This is a genomic window from uncultured Gemmiger sp. (assembly GCA_944388105.1).
GTDB lineage: Bacteria > Bacillota > Clostridia > Oscillospirales > Ruminococcaceae > Gemmiger.
Window position 1 is genome coordinate 1 of the sequence record CALXHN010000014.1, and the last position, 17,512, is coordinate 17,512.

Genomic DNA, 17,512 nt, shown 5'->3' on the forward strand with positions numbered 1-17,512 from the left:
GGATCCAGCATTCCGGACACGGCGCTTCTGATTCCGCTCGCTGAGCAGCTGGGCGTCACCGTAACGGAGTTGCTCTTATGCCACAGAAGCGAAACGGAAAGCCTTTCCCGGGCCGAAGCCGAACAGGCGGTACAGGCGGCCATCGGATACGAAAACAGTCCGGCAGCAAGGATCTGGCAGACCCGCAGCAAAGTGTTGATCTGGTATTTGGCTGCTCTTGTTGCGGCCGCAGCTGGCAGCATCGTCACCATAAAATGCGGTTATGGAAATTGGGATTACTTCACATATATCGGCCTGTACATTTTCTTTGGAGGCTATTTCTGTCTCTTTGCACTTCAGACGCTTCCTGAAATCTATGACAAAGCCAAAATTTCTTTCCTGAGTGATGGTATCCTGCGAATGAATGTACCCGGCGTTCATTTCAGCAATCGAAACTGGCCCCACATCCTGCGAGCTGGCCAAGCCTGGGGGATTTCTTCTCTGTTTTTGTTTCCTTGGCTGTATCTGACCTTGCGTCTGCTTTCCGTCCCAACAGCGGCCGTAATGTATATCTGCATAGGGCTCACATTGGGTGGTTTGTTTATTCCTATGTATATTGTCGGGAAAAAGTATAAATAAAAGACGCCGCCGCAGGACACTTTCTCTGCGGCGGCGTCTTCTATATAAAATTGACCGGATCTTAAATGGACCGGAATCCCTTGCCAATGATTTCGCTGCTGTTCACAATGGTAATGAACGCATGGGGGTCAGTAGCGCGCAGGAAGTTGCGCAGCATAGCTGCCTGATGACGGGTGAGCACCGTCATCAGCACATGAATCGGCTCATGGGTATAAGCACCGCTGGCCTCCTGTTCGGTAGCAGAGCGGTTGAGTTCCTTGACGATGAAATCCCGCACCGGTTCCGGATTGTGAGTCACAACCGTACACACCTTGCGCAGGTTCAAACTTTCAATGGCGCTGTCCACGATGGTCGATTTCATAATCATGCCCAAGATACAGTACAGACCTGTCTGTGGGCCATACAGATACGCGGCTACCAGCACAATGCCAAGATCGCTGACCAGAAGCGCCCGACCTATTTCCAGGCTTGTGTACTTATTCAGGATCATGGCCACAATATCGGTACCGCCGGTAGAAGCCCCGATATTAAATACAATGGCGCTTCCCACCGCAGGTAAAATCACTGCAAAGCAAAGTTCCAGAAATGTATCATTGGTCAAGGCATGCTGCAGCGGAAAAACCGCTTCACACAGACTGACAAAGAAGGAAAGGGCAAAGGAGGAATAGATTGTCCAGCCCATGGAACGAACTCCCAGGAAAACGAACCCCAATACAACAAGGACCGCATTTACAATCCACATAAAAGTGCCTACCGGGAAGGTAGGGAACAGTGTGGATAAAATGATGGAAAGCCCCGAAGTTCCACCAAAGGCAAAGTGGTTCGGTGTTTTGAAAAAATGAATGCCCGCAGCGGTTGCGAACAAACCGGTATTCAGAAGAAGAAAAAATGTGACGTTTTGTTTCGCGTTTTGAGGGCCCAGTTGTTTCTGCAGGCCTTTTATCATCGCGTTGGCATTTGCCTCCATAGTGGTAGAATCCTCTCTTTCTTACATCAAAGCGAAGGCCTGACGGCCAAGTCCTTGTAAAGAATATCCCCAGGGGGATAAAAAGTCAAGTTGAAAAAGCTTCACTCTTGCGCTTTTGCATTTTGCAGTCTCAGAAGAGTAACATTTTCATATTTGACAAGATTGTGTGGCTCTGGTATTGTTGGATTGAATCCACAAAAGTCAAAATCCGTATTTTCATGTTCAAACAGAAGGGGAATCGGAATCATGATTCACACGCTCACCTTGAATCCGGCACTGGATAAAACTGTTGTTATCCCGAATTTTCAGGTTGATACCGTCAACCGTATTGTTTCTCTGCGTCTGGATCCAGGCGGAAAAGGAATCAATGTCAGCAAAGTGATCAAAAAAATGGGAGGAACCAGCCGCGCCACCGCGTTGCTGGGCGGCAGCAGCGGGCAGCAAATTATCCAGATGCTGGAACAGCTTGGAATCCAGGTGGATTATGTAGAAATCCCCGGCCAGACGCGTACCAATCTGAAAATCATAGACCCTGTCCAGGGGACCAACACCGATATCAACGAACCCGGCCCCGAACTGTCCGCGGAACAGGCCATCTTCGTCTTTTCCCATTTTGTCCGACAACTGCACCCCAATGACATTGTAGTCCTGGCTGGCAGCGTTCCAAAAGGGGCTCAGCCGGATATCTATGCCCAATATGTCGAAAAATGCCGGGAGCTTGGCACAAAAGTATTTCTGGATGCTGATGGGGAACTTCTTGCAAAAGGCATCCGCGCCACACCCTATCTGGTAAAGCCTAACCGGGATGAGCTGAGCCGGCTCGTAAAGCGTCCTCTGCAAACGTTGGAAGAAATCAAAGCGGCTGCCTGCTCTTTGCTGCAGGATGGTATCCAGAAAGTCGTGGTCAGTCTGGGAGGGAAGGGTGCAATGTATGTCACAAAAGATACATGCCTGTATGCGCCCGCGCTCTCTGTTCCTGTAGGCAGCACTGTGGGCGCTGGCGACAGCGTAGTCGCTGCATTGGCGCTGGCGGAGGAGCAGGGACTTTCACCTGAGGACACCCTCAAACTTGCCACCGCCACCGGAGCCGCCAACGTAATGTGCAGCGGCACACAGGCGGCAGACATGGAGCAGATCCAGGTATTACTGCCAAAGGTACGTTGTCAATTGCTGTGATTTTTTATTGTTACAATTAAGTACATTTCTGGTAAAAAGAGTATCTTACAAAATTCCCGCCTGTATAGGAGAGTCGCACTCCCATCACAGGCGGGAATTTTTACTTTACTACAGCAAGAAAATTCTTATTGCACTTTTTGCCCTATGACATTCTTTTCGTAATCCTGTAGAGCTGCCAGCGCTTCAGGCGCAAGAGGGAACAGCGCAATCATATTGAATATGGTCATAAGACCGACACCGATATCGCCCAGATCCCAAACAAATTGATAGGCGGCCAGTCCGCCGACAAACAACATTACCAAGGCCAGAATCTTATACAATGTCTGGGACAGCCAGTTATCTCCGAACAGATAGGCTACATTTGATCGCGCATAAAACAGAATTCCCAGGAAGGTGGACAGACTGAACAGAAGCAGAATCACCGCGATAAAGATTACGCCAAACTCACCCAAATGATATCGCATGGCTGTCTGAAGCAGATCCATGCCTTCCAAACCGCTGGTCAGCGACTCCGGCGTAAGAAGCATGATCATCGCCGAGCAGCTGCAAATCACAATGGTATCAATAAAAACCCCCAGCGCCTGCAAAAGCCCCACTTTGGCCGGATGGCTTGCCTGCGCCGCAGCGGCCGCACAGGGGGAAGATCCGGAGCCGGCTTCGTTGGAGAACAGTCCCCGTTTGGCCCCGTTCATAATGACAACTCCGATCCCACCACTTACAACCTGGCGGAATCCAAATGCTTCGGAGAAAATACGTACAAAAACCGCCGGCAGTTGTCCGGCATTTTTCAGAATGATAAAGATTGTAATAAAGAAATAGCAGGCAGCCATAATCGGCACTATGACATCCAGTACCTTTACGGTTGCATTTTTTCGCAGAACGATAACGCCCGCCACGATCACAAGCGCGATTGCCGTATAAAGCGGCGGGATGTGGAACACATTCTGAAAGGAAGAGGTAATAGAATTGCTGGTCACCTGACTGATCCCACACCAGCACATAAGCCCTGACAGAGCAAATAAAGAGGCTATTACAGACCGCTTCTTTCGGCTTTCCTTTTTTACGAACAGATGGTGCAGATAATAGGCCGGCCCTCCGCGGTATCCACCATACAAAGGATCCTTTTCCTTATAGATTTGCGCCAGGGTAGATTCCACAAACGCTGTAGACGACCCCAGCAAAGCCAATATCCACATCCAGAACACAGCACCGGCGCCCCCGGCGGAAATAGCTGCAACCACACCTACCAGATTGCCCATGCCGACACGACAGGCAGTAGAAACAATCAGTGCCTGCACACCGGAAATTGCATCGCTGCCATCTTTTTTGTTCTTTTCCAGAGTGACTTTCATCATTTCCGGAAACAGCCTGAAAGGAAGAAAGTGTGTGCGTACCGTAAAATACAGCCCCGCCGGGACCAGGATCAGCACCAGAAGCGAAAGCCCTAACACACTGCCACCCGGCAACGGTATTTGAATCAGATCTCCCCAAAGAATATTATAGATTGCCTTAAAAAGAGCCATATCGGCAGTCCTCAAACTTTCATCAACATTCTTGTCTGCGCCTCGGGATTTTCAAGTAACCGACAAAGCAATCCTGCAAAGCTTCGTTCCGAGGCATCTTGCAAGGAAACATGCCGTTCTGTTCTTTTGTCATCGGGCAGACTTTCGGCAGCCATTTGCCCTGTTATCGAGACTTTCCTTTTTATTATACAGTATGTTCAAAAGTATGCAACCCCCTCAGCCTTTCTTTACCACTCTCTTTTGCTTACAGCGCAGTGAAGTACTTCTTTGCTTTCCGGCAAAAATTCTTGTATAAAATTCTGGGCTTGTTGATCATCCGAAAGAAGCACGACAAAAATATCAGCAAATACTTCTGTCTGCCGTTTTTCAAGACCGGACATATAGTTTTCGTCATGCCGCCAGTAGGGAACACCGGAAGCGTTATAACTGGCAATCAGCGTGTTGGTCATGGCTGTGTCCTGATAAAAAACGGAAAAGAGAATATCGCTGATTGCCAGATTGCGGTAAGTCTCGGCTTCAAACAAATCTTGTGCCTGAAAGGATTCCTGCATGCGTGCACAATCCAGGGCATATGCTTGAGAAAAGGTCTCTCCCCGGGAAAAATACCCTGATTCTTCACCATTCAAGTATCGATCCAGTGCATGTCCGAATTCATGCACGGCTTCCGCCGAATCCGCCAGCAGCGCTTTCTCTGTCAAATACACAATATTTTCCTGGGGATTGTAGCGGCTTGAATCTCCATTTTCGATAAAGCACACGCCGGTATTGTTCTTCACAAAAGCGTAAGCCTGCCTGCACAGTGGGTCGCTGTCCGGACCTGCATAAGCAACCTTATAGGGGCTTATAGAGGTGAAGCCCGCCAGCAGGGCAGAAGCAACCGCCCCACTGTTGCGATGTGTATAAAGATAGAGATAAAAGCTTCCGGTGACAGCTGCTGCCAAAAATAGAAGCAGCAAAAATAGTCTGGCAACACGTTTCATTTCGGAACTCCCTGTGGAAAAAGCCGTAAAACAAACTCCTGGGTAGTGTGCCGGATTCAGGTTTGTTTATTCTTGTTTGCTATCGCAGTCTATGCCTGCCAGAATCGGGATGTACAGCTCTTTGAGAACCAGGTTCTATGTGGTCTGCCCCTATCATACAGTGATGGTGTGAGGTGAAAGGAATGGACGAGTATTATACTGTTATCCAAGGGCTGCCCGCTGAGATAAAGACCGAACTGATGCGGCTTCCGTCAGCCAAAGCCAGGACTGTGCAAGAAATACGTCTTCGTCTCAACCAGCCGCTTCAGTTTACCATCGGCGGCCGACTGGTTCCGGCGTATCTTTTTCTTCCGCAGGCCACTGTACTCCGCCGGCTTACACCGGGCATCTTGCAGCAGTGCTTTCTTGCCTTGTGCGGCCACAGTGCATACGCATATGAGAAGGAACTGTCCTGCGGATATTTCACCACCGACACCGGAAGCCGCGTGGGCGTGGCCGGTCTGTGTGCGCAGGACGGATTTGCCGTTGTACGGGCTCTCAACCTTCGGGTAGCACGATGGGTGACCTGTCCGCTCCCATCCCGTGTCCAACAGGCCGTCCAACGGCTGGAGGGCGGTATCCTGGTAGCCGGTGTCCCCGGAAGCGGGAAAACCACATTTTTGCGCAGCCTTATCATGGAGCTGACAAGATGGGATCGCATTTTTTGTGTGGTGGACGAGCGGGGAGAGCTGGTTCCGCAAAGTTTCACCCATGAGGCAGACGCGCCAGACCTGAATTGTGACGTATATACACGGGTGGACCGCGCAGCCGGAATCAACATGGCTCTGCGCTGCATGAACCCGCAGGCCATTGTATGCGATGAGCTGGGAACAGCGGCTGATGCATCTGCCTTGGAAGCAGGTCTTGCTTCCGGCGTCGTCTTCCTGGCCTCGGTCCATTGCGACACGCCGGAACATCTGTACCAAAAACCTCAGCTGGCCCGCCTGCTCAAAACCGGAGCTTTTTCTCTGGCAGTCTTTTTATCTGGCCGGGACAAGCCGGGTCAGGTAACGCGTATGGTGAATTTGTCATGACAAATCTTTTCTTAAAGTTTCTGGGCGGCGGGTTGCTGATCTTGTGCGGCGGTGGAATAGGCTGGACCTCCGCCTGCAGAAAAAAGGAAGCCGCGCATGAAATTTCCGCTTTTGAGCGCTTTCTTCAATATGTATTGGAATCTATCCGCTTCCGAAGTCTACCGGGAGCAGTTGTCCTGCATATGGCGTCACAGCGTACTGATTTTGCCGCCTTTTGTGCCGGCCCTGTCTCCACTTTTTCTCAGGTCAGGCCTCCTGATTGTCTGGATCAGGACCTTACAAGGGAACTTCGTGACGGGCTGCGGACGTTGGAGACTGCCCCGCACCAAAACGCATGTGATACCCTGGCCCACATGAATGAGATGTGCCGTCATGCCGGCCAGCAGGCACAGGACGCCGCCGATCGCGCTCTGCGCCTTTACCCTCGCATGGGTGCTTGTCTGGGGATGCTGGCTGCCATTGTCCTGGCTTGACCGCCCAGGCCGTACTTACTATGGAGGAACTCCCCAAAATGGATATTGATCTGGTTTTCAAGATCGCAGCAATCGGCATCATTGTGGCGGTGCTGAACCAGCTGCTGATCCGTTCCGGACGGGAAGATCAGGCCATGATGACAACTCTGGCCGGTCTGATCGTGGTACTTACCATGTTGGTGCGGCAGATCAGTGACTTGTTTGTGCTGATCAAGGCACTGTTCGATTTGTGATATGAGCTATGCTGATCATAAAAATTGCAGCGCTGGTCCTGGCCGGCGGGCTGCTGGTCCTGACGCTGAAAAAGGAACAGCCGGCCTTCGCTTTTTTGCTCTCCGTCTGCGGTGCCGGCGCCGTTCTTGTCCTTGCCTTCCGCCAGATCGAACCTCTTCTTGCATTCATCGAGACGCTCACGGCCTATACCGTTTTGTCGGACGGCCAAAATTTCGGATGCGTGCTGCAGGTACTGGGTATTGCTCTTGTAGCTCAATTCGCTGCGGATTTATGTCGGGAATCCGGAATGAATGCTGCAGCCAGCGCCGTGGAGTTATCCGGACGCATGCTGGCCATGCTGCAGGCACTCCCGCTGCTGCAAAGCTTAGTCGGTTCTTTGTCCTCTTTTCTGGGATAACGTTGGTTGCCCTGCTGATATCTCCGGAAATTTTGGCGGCAGAAGCACCAGGGAATCCCGTAGATTACGCGGATCAGGCGCGGGACACGCTTTCTCAGGTACTTCAATGGAACCTTTCTTCCCTCTGGGAAATGCTCGCAAATGCCGCGCAGAACGCTTTTGGCGCCCCTGTAAGGCTGGCGGTCCAGTCCATAACCTTCTTGTTGCTTTCCTGTGCCGCCAGCTTTCTGGTCACCCAAGGGGGCTGGAAAAAATGTATAGATGCCGTTTCTGTATTGGGGTTCGGTGCCATCAGTCTGGCAGGCATGATGGATCTTGTCTCCCTTGTGGGGCAAACATCACAGGAATGTCAGACCTATCTGATCGGCTTTATCCCTGTCTATAGCGCGGCAGCCATTGCAGGCGGGCAGACCGGAGGCGCTGCCGTGTACAGCACAATGTTTTATGCCATGTCCGGTTTCCTTTCAGGCGCCATTCGTTCCGTGCTGATGCCGGTGATGCAAATATATTTCTGCTTTGGCATTTCTGCTGCCGTCTGGGGCAACACGGGAATCGCCGAGGCCGCTTCACTGTTTGCCAAATGCCTTTCCTGGCTGTTGAAATTATGTGCCGCTTTGTTCAGTTTTGTGCTTGGAATGCAGAATATTCTGGCCGGCAGTGTGGATAATGCTGCCATCCGAATGGGACGCGGCGTTCTGAGCGGGGCTATCCCGGTAGTTGGTGATGCAGCCGCGGCTGCCTTGACAGGCGCGATCAGTGCCGTACAGATGCTGAAGGGGTCCCTGGCCCTGACCGCCGTTCTGGCTCTGACTGGATTGTTTCTGCCGGTATTTTTGCGCTGCCTTCTCTTTTATCTGAGCTTTTCTTTGGCCGGAATCGTTGCCGCCGGAAGCGGACAACAGCAATGCTGGCAGATCTGCCGCAGTTTTGCCCAGGGTGCCAGACTCTGCGGTTCTATCCTGACTCTTTACTTTTTTATGGTGTTTCTGTCCACTGCACTGCTTCTGCTCACGGGAACGGGGGGATAAACGATATGCAGACGCTCCGTCATATGGCTTTGGGAATCTGTCTGCTTTGTGCCGCAGCAGGTATGATCCGTATTTTTTGGCCGGACAATCAGTTCAAGCCGGTCATAAATACCGTTTTATTGCTATATATTCTAACGTCGGTACTGCAAGCCGGAACCGGAACAGATTGGGGGGCTGTTGCAGACGGAATCAGTGATTTTAGCAGTCCGCAAGTCTCACCGGCAGATATCACCGCTTATCAGGAGCAACTGGGGCGCGACGTATCTGTTCAGGCATTGAAAGACCTGTTTCTGCAAAAGGGAATCGGCGCCGGCTTTGAATGGGAAAACGACACGCTGCATATAAAATTGCGCGAAGAAACAGACCTTTCTGCCGCTCAGGAGCTGCTGAAGGAAAACAGCGGCGCACTGGCATATGTGCTTGAGACGGAAGGGGGACGCTAAAATGCCGGCTTTCTGGAAAGAAACCATTGGACACGGGCTGGACCTTTTGCGGAATCAGCTGCACGGAGAACGTACCCGCCTGAACTTACTGGTAGCAGCCGGCCTGATCGGCATGGTTTTGCTGTGTCTGTCGGAATGGATTGCCACCCCTTCCAAGGCGGAGGCTTCTCTGGCACAAGACCAGGCTGCAGAACAGGAAGATTGGGCCGGATATGCCGCCGAGCTGGAGCAGCGCCTGAAAGGGTTGATTGAAACGGTGGAGGGAGCGGGGGAATGCAACGTCATGGTAACGCTCGCCGCCAGCGAACAAACCGTTTACGCCACCGATACCGAACAGGGAGAGACCACCAGCCGCAGCGAGCACGTGCTGCTGGGTGAGGAAGCCCTCATAGAAAGCATTACCTGTCCCGCCATCCAGGGTGTTGCCATTGTCTGCGAAGGCGGAGACGACATTCACGTCCAAAATACTGTTACTGAACTGGTCCGGGCATTGACCGGGATCGGGGCAAATCATATCACCGTCACAAAAATGGTCACAGCGCAATAAAGGAGGCAATGTATGATGAAACTGCAACACAAAGGCCGCGGCGTGACCCTGGCCACGCTGGTGCTCGCTTTGGGGGCGGCTGTTTATATGAACTGGAATTTTGCCAAAAGCGCGCCTCAGGCTGTGAGCACTGAATCGGAAGCAGCGGCGGTTTCGGCCCAGGCTGATACCACCGCGGTATATGACCCTTTGACCGATGAACTGCCTGCCGAAGAGACCGCCAACAAAAACTACGGGGAAGCCCAGCTGGTCAGCGCCAGTCAGGACACCGGCACCGAATTTTTCGACACCGCCCGCATGGCCCGGACCAAAGCCCGTGATGAGGCGCTGGATTCCATTCAGAAAACGCTGAAGAATACCAGTCTCAGTGAAGAAGAAAAGGAAAAACTCACCGAAGAACTGGAAATGCAGGTCAGCAACATTACTTCCGAAACCAGTCTGGAGAGCAAAATCAAGGCCAAAGGATTTGCCGACTGCGTTGTGACGCTTGGAGTCGGCCGCGCCGATGTAACCGTCATGACCGAAAACGATGCCCTGACCGCCGATGAGGTGACGCAGATCCGGGATGTACTGCTGACCAGCTGCAAAGACCTGACAGCGCAGGACATCACCATCACCGAAGTGAAGTAAAAGGCTGCCCGATATTTACAAAAAAAGTTTTCTATGGTATAGTATGTTTAATTAAACAATGAATATCGGAGCATGTTCCAAACGCTCCGCATAACAGGAGGTAAGACCCATGGATGTGCGCAATACCGTGGCGGGCAGCCTGCAGATATCGACCGATGTAATTGCCAAAATCGCCAGCGTTGCTGCACTGGAAGTGGACGGCGTGGATTCCGTTTCTTCCGGCAATATGCAGAGTGTGCGCGGGCTTCTGAGCAAGACCAGCCTGCACAAGCCCGTTTCTGTCGAGATGGAAGATGGTGTTGCCATGGTCACCCTGCACATCATTGCCAAGTATGGCTGCAAGATCATGTCCGTGAGCAAAAAGGTGCAGGAAAACGTCAAGCAGACCATCCAGAATATGTGCGGCATCACGGTGTCCCGCGTGGACGTGATCGTCTGCGGTCTGGCTGAAGAGGCCGAAGCCTGAACTCTGCCCGGGTAACCGATAAAATCAAAACGGAAAGTTAGGAAACAGAAAACATGACCCAACAATCATTGACCCGACGCGAATCCCGCGAAAACGCCTTCCTGGCCGCTTTTGCCGCCACTTTTCACATTGACCTTCTGCAGGAGACTCTGCAGGCCGGCGGAGAAAGTGGTGAATTGACAATGGACGATTTTTCCAAGCGTCTGTTGAACGATTGGTCTGCTCACAGCGATGAAATCGATGAGATGATCGCTTCCCATCTGAAAGGCTGGACCTTGTCTCGTCTGCCGCGTGTCAGCCTGACCGCCATGCGTATTTGTTTGGCCGAGATGCTGTATGGTGAGGAAAAGAAGCCCGCCGTCGCTATCAATGAAGCCGTGGAACTTGTCAAGAAATATGGTGCCGATAATGACCATCAGTTTGTCAACGGTCTGCTGGGGTCCGTTGCACGGGAAAAGGGTCTGGCGCCGGAATCCGAAGGCGAAACATGCTGATTCTCGGGTTTGATACAAGCAACTATGCAACCTCTCTGGCAGTTTTCAATGCAACAGCCGGAGAGGTTGTTTGTGATTGCAAGCGCTTTTTGCCGGTAAAAAGCGGGCAATTGGGTCTGCGTCAAAGCGATGCAGTGTTTCATCACACCGCCGCCCTGCCCCAGCTGATGCAGACGATAGCCGACAAGGTAGATCTGACACAGATCGGCGCGGTAGGTGTCTCTGCCCGTCCCCGTGATGCGGAAGGCTCCTATATGCCTTGTTTTCTGGCAGGTGTCAGTGCAGCCACGTCTTTTGCCTTGGCCCGCGGTATCCCGCTGGTACAAACCACCCATCAGCAAGGCCATGCGGCAGCGGCTATGTTTGCGGCTGCCGGCCCGGAACTGTTTGGGCAGGAGTTGCTGATCTTTCACGTCTCCGGTGGGACCACTGACCTCCTGCACTGCGATGCGGCAGGCCATTTGGAATGTCTTGGCACATCCAACGATCTGTACGCGGGGCAGGCGGTAGACCGCCTGGGTGTGCGGCTGGGATATGGATTTCCAGCTGGCGCGCAGGTCAGTGAATTGGCTGCGCAGTGTTCCGAGAATATCCGCCCGAAATTCAGTGTACAGGGAATGAACTGCAGTCTGTCCGGTCTGCAAAATCAATGTGAACGTTTGCTGGCCGAGGGCCGTCCCGCTGAATACGTCTGCAAGTACTGCCTGTTGTGCATTGCCGAGACCCTTCGCCGTATGTGCATGGCAGCCAGGGCGCAGTATCCAGATCTGCCGGTGGTATTTGCCGGAGGTGTGATGAGCAGCGACCTTGTCCGCCAGTATATAACCCATCGGATTCCGCATGCGTATTTCGTCCCGGGCAAGTTTGCCTCCGACAATGCCATCGGCGTATCGATTTTGGCTGCCAGGGAGGTGGGGGCATGGCCGAATACATCCGTGTAAGTGCCCTGAATGCTCTGGCCCGCCGGGTGCTGGAAACCTGCGATCCGCTGAACAATCTGATTGTCTGCGGCGAAATCTCCAATTTCACCCGGCACAGCAAAAGCGGCCATCTTTATTTTACTTTGAAGGATGAGCAGTCCAGTGTAAAGACTGTTATGTTCCGGGACAAGGCCCGCCTTTTGGGATTTGCTCCACAGAATGGAATGCTGGTTCTGGTATATGGTCGTGCCACTTTGTATGAGCGGGACGGTGCCTTTCAGGTTTATGCCGAGTATATGCGCCCCTTCGGAGCGGGGGCGGCACAAATGGCTTTCGATGCATTGCGCAAGAAGCTGGAAGCGGAAGGTCTGTTTGATCCTGCGCGGAAGCGTCCGTTGCCGCCCATGCCTCGCTGCATCGGAGTGGTCACCTCCAAGACCGGCGCTGCCTTGCAGGATGTCTGTCACGTGATCGGTCGGCGCTGGCCGCTGACAAAGCTGTTGCTGGCCCCCGTCAATGTTCAGGGGCTGGAGGCCGAACAGAGCATTCTGGACGGTATTCATGCTTTGGATGCCGACACACGTCCCGACCTGATTCTGGTAACCCGGGGCGGCGGGAGCAAGGAGGACCTGTGGGTATTTAACAGCGAACGAATCGCCCGTGCTGTCAGCCAATGCCGCAAGCCCGTTGTTTCTGCCGTGGGACACGAAATTGACTACACCATCCTGGACTATGTGGCTGATCTTCGGGCCCCAACCCCGTCGGCCGCGGCGGAAGTCTGTGTGCCGGATATCCGCCAGGTTCGACAGAATTTATTCATTCTTAGACAAAATATTCAAAAAAATATGCAGTCACGCCTCCAAATGTGTTATAATAATCTTAATGTCTTGGCCCCTCAGCGTGCGCTGGCGGCGCAAAAGGCAGCGTTGGAGGGACGCGCAAAGGCTCTGCAAGATGTGGCAGAGGCCGTAAAAAGCGCAAATATCACCCAGATGCGTCAAAAAGATCTCGCCTTGCGCACAGCCGCAGCAATGGCGGAGTCCCTGAGTCCATATGGTGTTTTGGCCCGTGGTTATACGATTGTCCGCGACAAAAGCGGTCACTGCCGTTCTGTAGGGCAATTGAAATCTGGCCAGTGCATCACCATACAAGGCGCAGATGCCGCAGCCAGCTGTACCGTCAATCAAGTTGATTCCTTTTCCCCGGAGGAGACCTCATGAGAACACCCAAAAATTTTGAGGATGGGCTTGCCCGCCTTCAGGAGATTCTGCGCCAGATGCAGGATGAAACAACTACCCTGGATAAATCCGTCAAACTGTACGCCGAAGCTGCTCAGCTGATTGCGTACTGCAACAACACATTGGATCAGGCAAAGCTGCAGATTGAAGAGATTGATGCAGCGTCTGCCAAAGAAACCGCAGGAGAGTGAGCAATATGCAGAGTACCGACTATCAGGCACAGTATCAGGCATATACCACTGCGGTGGAGCAGCGCCTGCACGTGCTGTGTGACCAGTATCTACCGGAGAAGGCCCGTATTGGTCAGGCTGCCCGCTACAGCTTGCTGGGGGGCGGCAAACGTGTGCGCGCGGTCCTTACGCTGGCGTCCTGTGCTGTTGCCGGCAAGGATCCGATGCTCGCCTTGGACTACGCCTGCGCACTGGAAATGCTGCACTGTTATTCTCTCATCCATGACGACCTGCCTTGCATGGACAATGATGACACCCGCCGGGGGCGTCCGAGCTGCCATTGCCAGTTCGATGAAGCCACCGCGTTGTTGGCTGCTGACGCTCTTGTGACCGCCGCTTTTGAGGTCATTGCCAACGCGGATCTCTGTGCTGAGAGTCGTGTCCGGGCGGCAGCTTGCCTTGCTGCAGGCGGCGGCGCACGCGGCATGCTGTACGGTCAGGAACTGGACAAGAAGTATGAGCATGAGCGGGCCGGAGAAGAGGAGCTTCTGGCTTTGCATCGCCATAAAACCGGTGCCTTGATTGTGGCCGCAGCCGAGCTGGGATGCATTGCGGCGGATGCTGGACCGGAGGTGTGCCATGCCTTGACCCGGTATGCGGCCAGTGTGGGCCTTGTGTTCCAGATTGTAGATGATATTCTGGATGTAACATCCACCACAGAAGAGCTGGGCAAGCCCGTCGGCAGTGATGAAGCCAACGACAAAACCACTTTTGTCACGCTGTACGGCTTGGGCGGCGCACAGGAACTGGCAAGACAAAACAACGAAGAATCGCTGCAGGCGTTGGACACACTGGGGGCTGATGCCTGGTTTCTGCGTGAACTGGCGCAGCAGCTTTTGCAGCGTAGAAAATAAGGCGGCCTGACCGGGCCCGCCGACGCCGTAAGGAGTTGGAACCGTATGACTTTATTGAGAGAGGCTCTGAGCTGGAACTACGTACTTGTAACCGCATTGCTCAGTTCCTTTTCCGCCCAGATGATCAAGGTGATTCTGAACCTGATCATTGTGGGCAAGTTTATACCGGAACGCATGTGGGGTGCCGGCGGCATGCCCAGCGCCCATTCCGCTACCGTTTGTGCCATGGTTGTGGCTACCGGCCGGTACTGTGGCATTCACTCGACCCTTTTTGCCATCGCGTTGATCGTATCCATCATCGTCATGTACGACGCCATGGGGGTGCGGCGCGAAACAGGGGAGCAGGCCAAGGTCCTGAACCATCTTCTCAGTGAATGGATGGACCAGGAATCCGAAATCTGGCCGATTCTGGGTCATAAAAAGCTCAAGGAAATGGTGGGCCACACCCCCATCCAGGTCGTGACAGGGGCTGTTTTTGGTTGCCTGATCGGTTTTGTCATGCCCATGGTGTAACGAGGTGTACGATGATGAAATATCCTTTGCTGGATCAAATCAAGCAAACAGGGGATGTCAAAAAACTGGCAGCGCAGGATTTGCCTGCACTGTGCACCGATATCCGCAACTTTTTGATTGAGAGCGTATCCGCCACCGGCGGTCATCTTTCGTCCAACCTGGGTGTGGTGGAATTGACGGTGGCATTGCATCGCGTTCTCACCTTGCCCCGGGACAAGATTCTCTTTGACGTAGGGCACCAATGCTACACTCATAAACTTCTTACCGGTCGCCGCGCCGGCTTTGCCGAACTGCGCCAGAAGGATGGACTTTCCGGCTTTCCCAGTCCAAAAGAAAGCATTTGCGATACCTTTGTTGCCGGACATGGCAGTACGGCGCTTTCCACGGCCATCGGTGTGGCGCGCGCCAAAAAGATCAAAGGAGAGCCCGGAAAAGTCATTGCCATTATCGGCGACGGTGCTTTTACCGGCGGTATGGTCTATGAGGGCATGAACAATGTAAGCATGCTCAACAACCTGATCGTGGTACTCAACGATAACAAGATGTCCATCTCCAAGAATGTCGGACAAATGGCCAATTATCTGACCAAACTGCGCACCGACCCCAAATATTTTCATGCCAAAGCCCAGATGGAAAACATGCTGGAAGGAATCCCTGTGGTGGGCAGCGGTGTGGTCAAGGCTTTGCAAGGCGGCAAACAGCTGATTCGCCGCGGCATCTACCATTCTACAATGTTTGAGGAAATGGGCTTTCAGTATGTCGGTCCGGTGGACGGACATGACGTGCTGGAACTGACCCGCCTGTTCGGCAACCTGCAGGAGCAGTATGCCCCGGTCTTTCTGCATGTGGTGACCCAGAAAGGGAAAGGCCTGAAACCGGCGGAGGATAATCCCGGCGAGTTTCACAGTGTTTCTGCTTTTGATCTGAATCATCTGACCAACCCGGAAATGTCGCCCAGCGACTCTTTTTCCACCTGTTTCGGTACTGAATTGAGCCGGCTTGCCAATGAGGAAACCCGGCTGTGCGCCATTACAGCAGCCATGAAGTACGGCACCGGTCTGAACTTTTTCAAAAAGGCCCATCCGGACCGTTTCTTTGACGTGGGTATGGCAGAGGAGCATGCCGTGACTTTTGCGGCAGGACTTGCCAGCCAGGGCTTGCTGCCGGTTGTGGCCATCTATTCCACCTTCTTCCAGCGCGCTTACGACCAGATGATCCATGATGTGAGTCTGATGCGTCTGAATGTGCTGTTTGCTGTGGACCGCGCCGGATTGGTTCCTGGCGACGGCGAGACCCATCAGGGCATCTACGACCCCGGTTACTTCAGCCAGATCGGTATCCCCACTTACTCGCCTGCGAACTATGCAGAGCTGCGTTTCTGGCTGGATAAACTGGTGCATGAACCTCGCGGCCCGCGGGCCATACGTTATGCCCGCGGCAAGGAAAGCCCTGCTTTGGCATCCCTTGCCTGCAGTGGCCATCCCTTTGATTTCATTCACACATCTCCCGATGCGCATATCGTTCTGGTAAGCTACGGCTCCGAGAGCGAGGAGATCCTGGCAGCCGCTGACCTGCTGGCACAGCAGGGAATCTCCGCAGACTGCTGCAAGTTGGTCCAGATCCATCCGCTGCCTCAGGGACTTTGCGAAGCGCTGCAAAAGTATGATACCATCCTGTTTGCCGAGGAAGCCGTACTGACCGGCGGCATCGGCCAGCAGCTCTCTTTCGCCATGCAGCAGCTCAGCTGGACAGGCCGGTTCCTGGTCCATGCAGTCGATAATACCCATCTGCTGCACGCCAATGTGCCACAGCTTCGCCGTGACCAGGCGTTGGATGCGGCATCGCTGGTATATGCGATCCAACAGGCAGGAAAGGCGGTACAAGATTGAAAATTCGTCTCGATCAATATCTTTGCCAAAATGGCTACGCCCAAAGTCGTGAACGGGCCAAGGCGCTCATCATGTCCGGCATCGTTTTTGTGAATGAACAAAAGGTCGATAAAGCCGGAGAAATGATCAAGGAAGATGCCAAGGTAGAAGTCCGTGGCCACGATATCGGCTATGTCAGCCGCGGCGGTCTCAAGCTGGAAAAGGCCATGCAGGTTTTTCCCATGCATCCGGACAACAAGGTCTGCATGGACATCGGTGCCTCTACCGGCGGCTTTACTGACTGTATGCTGAAAAACGGTGCTGTCAAAGTCTATGCCGTGGATGTCGGATATGGTCAGCTGGCCTGGAGCCTGCGCACAGATGACCGCGTAGTCAATATGGAACGCACCAACATCCGCAACGTGACTCCTGAAGATCTGGCAGACCCCATTGCTTTTTTCAGCGTGGATGTCTCGTTTATTTCTTTGAAGCATATTTTCCCGGTGGCAGATGCCATCTGCACGCCGGACGCCTGTGGCGTTTGTCTGGTCAAGCCCCAGTTCGAGGCAGGACGGGAAAAGGTCGGCAAAAAAGGGGTTGTCCGGGAATCGGAAACGCACCGGGAAGTACTGTACATGGCCCAGGAATACGCATTGCAGAATCACTTCACTGCGGCAGGGCTGGATTTTTCGCCGATCAAGGGTCCGGAAGGCAACATTGAATTTTTGCTGTTTGTGCGTCATGATCCCGCCCCCAAGCCCTTGCCTGATGGGCTGATCGAGCAAACTGTGGCGGCCGCTCATGCGGCACTGGACAAGGCTCCCAACCTTCACTGATCTG

The 17,512-nt window shown here is 53.2% G+C and carries 23 protein-coding genes; 19 read left to right on the top strand and 4 right to left on the bottom strand.

The genetic code is table 11. The features are described 5' to 3' along the window. Positions 1 to 618 (top strand): hypothetical protein (locus Q0K17_RS02995; RefSeq protein ID WP_294539822.1); only part of this gene is annotated, 618 nt, incomplete at its 5' end. A gap of 61 nt (positions 619 to 679) precedes the next feature. Here Q0K17_RS02995 and Q0K17_RS03000 read toward each other — a convergent pair. Continuing rightward, positions 680 to 1,585 (bottom strand): YitT family protein, encoded by a 906-nt coding sequence (locus Q0K17_RS03000; protein ID WP_294539825.1) that lies wholly within the window; start codon positions 1,583 to 1,585, stop codon positions 680 to 682. Between the two features lie 246 nt (positions 1,586 to 1,831). Between Q0K17_RS03000 and pfkB the strand changes: the two genes are divergently transcribed. Next, positions 1,832 to 2,761 carry a 1-phosphofructokinase gene (gene pfkB, locus Q0K17_RS03005; protein ID WP_294539828.1) on the top strand — a complete coding sequence of 310 codons (930 nt, stop codon included), beginning with the start codon at positions 1,832 to 1,834 and terminating at the stop codon, positions 2,759 to 2,761. Positions 2,762 to 2,886: 125 nt separating this feature from the next. Here the strand turns inward: pfkB and Q0K17_RS03010 are convergent, their stop codons facing one another. The 3 genes from Q0K17_RS03010 to Q0K17_RS03020 form a co-directional block, all read right to left on the bottom strand. Further along, a complete protein-coding gene (locus Q0K17_RS03010; RefSeq protein ID WP_294539831.1) occupies positions 2,887 to 4,284 on the bottom strand; it encodes an alanine/glycine:cation symporter family protein in 1,398 nt (465 codons plus the stop codon). An 11-nt stretch (positions 4,285 to 4,295) separates the two neighbouring features. Beyond that, the gene (locus Q0K17_RS03015; RefSeq protein WP_294539833.1) at positions 4,296 to 4,439 is read right to left on the bottom strand and encodes a hypothetical protein; all 144 of its coding nucleotides are present in this window, start codon (positions 4,437 to 4,439) and stop codon (positions 4,296 to 4,298) included. 72 nt (positions 4,440 to 4,511) lie between these two features. Beyond that, the gene (locus Q0K17_RS03020; RefSeq protein WP_294539836.1) at positions 4,512 to 5,264 is read right to left on the bottom strand and encodes a hypothetical protein; all 753 of its coding nucleotides are present in this window, start codon (positions 5,262 to 5,264) and stop codon (positions 4,512 to 4,514) included. Between the two features lie 182 nt (positions 5,265 to 5,446). On the opposite strand from Q0K17_RS03020, the gene Q0K17_RS03025 reads away from it, so the two are divergent. The 17 genes from Q0K17_RS03025 to Q0K17_RS03105 all read left to right on the top strand — a co-directional run bounded on the left by Q0K17_RS03025 (position 5,447) and on the right by Q0K17_RS03105 (position 17,508). Then, positions 5,447 to 6,337, top strand: coding sequence for an ATPase, T2SS/T4P/T4SS family (locus Q0K17_RS03025; RefSeq protein WP_294539838.1), 891 nt, complete (start codon positions 5,447 to 5,449; stop codon positions 6,335 to 6,337). Next, positions 6,334 to 6,810 carry a hypothetical protein gene (locus Q0K17_RS03030; RefSeq protein ID WP_294539841.1) on the top strand — a complete coding sequence of 159 codons (477 nt, stop codon included), beginning with the start codon at positions 6,334 to 6,336 and terminating at the stop codon, positions 6,808 to 6,810. The genes Q0K17_RS03025 and Q0K17_RS03030 overlap by 4 nt, the downstream gene beginning before the upstream one ends. A gap of 38 nt (positions 6,811 to 6,848) precedes the next feature. Further along, positions 6,849 to 7,043, top strand: coding sequence for a stage III sporulation protein AC (spoIIIAC, locus tag Q0K17_RS03035; RefSeq protein ID WP_204647906.1), 195 nt, complete (start codon positions 6,849 to 6,851; stop codon positions 7,041 to 7,043). Positions 7,044 to 7,051: 8 nt separating this feature from the next. Continuing rightward, a complete protein-coding gene (locus tag Q0K17_RS03040; protein WP_294539845.1) occupies positions 7,052 to 7,441 on the top strand; it encodes a stage III sporulation AC/AD family protein in 390 nt (129 codons plus the stop codon). A gap of 2 nt (positions 7,442 to 7,443) precedes the next feature. Further along, positions 7,444 to 8,469, top strand: coding sequence for a hypothetical protein (locus Q0K17_RS03045; protein WP_294539847.1), 1,026 nt, complete (start codon positions 7,444 to 7,446; stop codon positions 8,467 to 8,469). A 5-nt stretch (positions 8,470 to 8,474) separates the two neighbouring features. After that, entirely contained in the window at positions 8,475 to 8,912 is a 438-nt protein-coding gene (locus tag Q0K17_RS03050) for a hypothetical protein (protein ID WP_294539849.1), read from the top strand. A gap of 1 nt (position 8,913) precedes the next feature. Further along, positions 8,914 to 9,459: a stage III sporulation protein AG gene (locus Q0K17_RS03055; protein WP_294539851.1), complete on the top strand. Its 546-nt coding sequence runs from the start codon at positions 8,914 to 8,916 to the stop codon at positions 9,457 to 9,459. 12 nt (positions 9,460 to 9,471) lie between these two features. Then, on the top strand, positions 9,472 to 10,089 hold the full coding sequence (locus Q0K17_RS03060) for a SpoIIIAH-like family protein (protein WP_294539853.1): 618 nt from the start codon (positions 9,472 to 9,474) through the stop codon (positions 10,087 to 10,089). Between the two features lie 109 nt (positions 10,090 to 10,198). Further along, a complete protein-coding gene (locus Q0K17_RS03065; protein ID WP_294539855.1) occupies positions 10,199 to 10,555 on the top strand; it encodes an Asp23/Gls24 family envelope stress response protein in 357 nt (118 codons plus the stop codon). Positions 10,556 to 10,608: 53 nt separating this feature from the next. Further along, entirely contained in the window at positions 10,609 to 11,049 is a 441-nt protein-coding gene (gene nusB / locus Q0K17_RS03070) for a transcription antitermination factor NusB (protein ID WP_294539857.1), read from the top strand. Further along, positions 11,043 to 11,990, top strand: coding sequence for a glycoprotease (locus Q0K17_RS03075; RefSeq protein ID WP_294539859.1), 948 nt, complete (start codon positions 11,043 to 11,045; stop codon positions 11,988 to 11,990). Before nusB ends, Q0K17_RS03075 begins: the two co-directional genes overlap by 7 nt. After that, a complete protein-coding gene (gene xseA / locus Q0K17_RS03080; RefSeq protein ID WP_294539861.1) occupies positions 11,969 to 13,189 on the top strand; it encodes an exodeoxyribonuclease VII large subunit in 1,221 nt (406 codons plus the stop codon). The genes Q0K17_RS03075 and xseA overlap by 22 nt, the downstream gene beginning before the upstream one ends. Continuing rightward, positions 13,186 to 13,398, top strand: a complete 213-nt coding sequence (gene xseB, locus Q0K17_RS03085) for an exodeoxyribonuclease VII small subunit (RefSeq protein ID WP_294539863.1) — start codon at positions 13,186 to 13,188, stop codon at positions 13,396 to 13,398. Before xseA ends, xseB begins: the two co-directional genes overlap by 4 nt. A gap of 5 nt (positions 13,399 to 13,403) precedes the next feature. Continuing rightward, positions 13,404 to 14,291 carry a polyprenyl synthetase family protein gene (locus Q0K17_RS03090; protein WP_294539865.1) on the top strand — a complete coding sequence of 296 codons (888 nt, stop codon included), beginning with the start codon at positions 13,404 to 13,406 and terminating at the stop codon, positions 14,289 to 14,291. Between the two features lie 45 nt (positions 14,292 to 14,336). Further along, on the top strand, positions 14,337 to 14,804 hold the full coding sequence (locus Q0K17_RS03095; protein ID WP_294539867.1) for a divergent PAP2 family protein: 468 nt from the start codon (positions 14,337 to 14,339) through the stop codon (positions 14,802 to 14,804). 14 nt (positions 14,805 to 14,818) lie between these two features. Next, entirely contained in the window at positions 14,819 to 16,693 is a 1,875-nt protein-coding gene (gene dxs, locus Q0K17_RS03100) for a 1-deoxy-D-xylulose-5-phosphate synthase (RefSeq protein WP_294539869.1), read from the top strand. Further along, positions 16,690 to 17,508 (top strand): TlyA family RNA methyltransferase, encoded by an 819-nt coding sequence (locus tag Q0K17_RS03105; protein ID WP_294539871.1) that lies wholly within the window; start codon positions 16,690 to 16,692, stop codon positions 17,506 to 17,508. Before dxs ends, Q0K17_RS03105 begins: the two co-directional genes overlap by 4 nt. The last annotated feature ends 4 nt before the right edge of the window (positions 17,509 to 17,512 follow it).